The following is a 2404-nucleotide window of genomic DNA, read 5'->3' on the forward strand; positions in this document are numbered from 1 at the left end:
GATTGCTCGCTCAGGTAGCCAGGCTAAAGTTATCCTGAATACCTTAAAGCAGAGTGCTGAGAGTTCCTCCGGTTCTCGGGAAAGTAATCAGAACCGTAAATTGCTGCAGATACAGGATCAGCTCTGCACTCTGAATAGGAAACATGAGTTATTTAAACAGCAGATCCTGCCCTTGGGAAAAGTAGAGAAACGCGCCTTACGTATTTTGGACATCACAGAAGTGCGTCTGCCCTATATTCAACATGAAAACGAAATCACATTTTCTGTTGATTTTGGAGAAAAAATCCACCTATCTGGCAAAAACGGTAGTGGTAAGTCTACCCTACTGAAAGCTATCGCTGGGCGCCTTTCTCCCGTCCACGGAAACATTAATGTGCGTGCAGGCCTATGCTATCTAGATCAGCACTTTACGTTACTGGATAACACAAAGTCTATACTTGAAAACTTGGCTTTTTTTTGCTCACACCTAACGGAAACAAACCTGCGAACGCTGCTGGCAGGTATTGGACTAAAACGAGAGAAAGCAACGCAAGGGGTGGTAAACTTGAGCGGAGGCGAAAGGATGAAAGTCTCCATGTTAGCCATCAGCCATCAATCCGACAACACTCTGCTGTTGTTGGATGAGCCGAATAATCATCTAGATTTAGACTCCCGATTGATGCTAGCTCAAGCTCTGCATGACTTTAACGGCAGCGTGTTAATTGTTAGCCACGACAAAGACTTTATTGGCGATATAGGCATAAGTAGGGTAATAAGTATAGAAGGTTCGTAACGCTTCACCCGCGAAGCATTGACAACAAATTTGTGTGACAGAGTTAACTTGATCCCACATTCGACTTGAGTGATCTTTTTCAGGTGGCGATCTGGAGATATGAATAAGAAAACATTACCGCAACCGCCAGATTTCGACTCGCCTTAATAGGCAAGAGATATTATCCATTTTCTGTGGAACAAATTGGCAGAACTTGAAGATCGGCTTAATCCAAATAGCCGTAAATCTTCCGTGCCTTCATCCCAACAAGCTTTGCATAGTAAAGCTAAGAACACTTCGCCAAGCAGGAAGACATCTGGAAACAGGCTAGGAGCTCAACCATGACATAAAGGCCATCGCCGACAGCTTCATCCAGTTGAAGACAGTGCCACGGTTGAGCAGTATTTGCCAAACAAGACATGCCATTGTGATTGCTGTGTCATTTCAAATCTAACACCTAAACGTCATCAAGTTTTTGATTTACCCGATATCTCTTAAACTATTACTGAACATCAAGCCTTTATGGGGGAGTGCTCATGGTGTGGCGAGAAACATAAGACTCAGCTACTTGAGTACGTGCCAGAATCTCAGATGGACCCTAACTTACACAGTTTTATCGCAATTCAAGCCACACAGCAGCATCAAAGTATTGGAAAGATACAGTCTATGCTGAAAGACGTCTTTCAGCTTGACTTTTCAACAGGGTCGATATCATTAGCACAAGGTCGAGTCGCCGAGTATCTTGCTGACACTCATACCTATATCCACAATAAAGTAAAAGCATCTGCTCTGATTATGGCCGATGAAACCTCTCATCAGCGCAATAATGACAAACGATGGATGTGGGCAGCGCTCAGTAAAGATGTCGCAGTCTTCCAAGTCAACAGTGGCAGAAATCAACATGCAGCCCGGCGACTTCTTGGGGATGCTATCTCACATCTTTTAGTCACAGACCAATATTCCGCCTACAAATATATCGGTCCGTCATTCCACACCTAATGGTATTTTAAAATGTTGCAGATTACTCAGTTTGGGAGTTAGTTTTACAGAGCTCGTGATTTCTGGGTTTAATCATGCTAACAATGTAACGCAGCTGTCCGGCTCAGTGAGTTGCACTTAAGAGTTGAATCCGCGCTTCAGTTTATAGGACGATTTACCAGAACATCAGGTACAAATCTGGGCGATGCAACTGTATTTGCAAATATCGCTGAGAGTAGCGTGCAAGACGCACTCACAATCCTATACAGCCAGGACTCAGATTGGAATCACCTGATACAGGCCACCTATGATGACGTTATCGAGCGCGAAATTTCATTCCAGGAATTCCTGAGGCGATTCCTGTTTGACGAAATTGATGCATTTCCGATATCCAATATCTACCCGAAAGTTACAGTATCTCTTTTCCGAGTAACCGAGAATGCCGAATTGTCTCGGCTTGCAAATAACTTTAATGATGGAGCTATTCACCGGCTGGCGCTTAAGGGGGCTTCTAAAAATAGCTCCCAACAACGATAATAACTCAACACGAATGAGATCATAAGGAGCCCCAATGCAAACTGGATTTTTTGATCTAGAATCACGTCACGAACAGCTGGAAAGGCTCGGAGATCCACTTCCGAAGCTAGCAGAACTCGTTGACTGGGAAGGCTTTCG

At 44.1% G+C, this 2404-nt stretch carries 3 protein-coding genes; all 3 read left to right on the forward strand.

The window, feature by feature from the left end; translation table 11 throughout:
- Positions 1-772, forward strand: a 772-nt coding sequence (locus BOW51_RS09930) for an ATP-binding cassette domain-containing protein (protein WP_167367321.1), incomplete at its 5' end; no start/stop codon positions are given.
- A gap of 570 nt (positions 773-1342) precedes the next feature.
- Complete coding sequence (locus BOW51_RS11735) at positions 1343-1750, forward strand: IS66 family transposase (protein WP_245828667.1); 408 nt, start codon at positions 1343-1345, stop codon at positions 1748-1750.
- 111 nt (positions 1751-1861) lie between these two features.
- Entirely contained in the window at positions 1862-2266 is a 405-nt protein-coding gene (locus BOW51_RS11465) for a hypothetical protein (protein WP_078477577.1), read from the forward strand.
- Positions 2267-2404: the final 138 nt, after the last annotated feature.

It is taken from the genome of Solemya elarraichensis gill symbiont (assembly GCF_002021095.1).
In the GTDB taxonomy this organism is placed as follows: domain Bacteria; phylum Pseudomonadota; class Gammaproteobacteria; order Chromatiales; family Chromatiaceae.

Excerpts from the sequence above, each read along its gene's own strand:
- BOW51_RS11735 (WP_245828667.1), top strand. The coding sequence starts at position 1,343 with ATGGACCCTAACTTACACAGTTTTATCGCAATTCAAGCCACACAGCAG.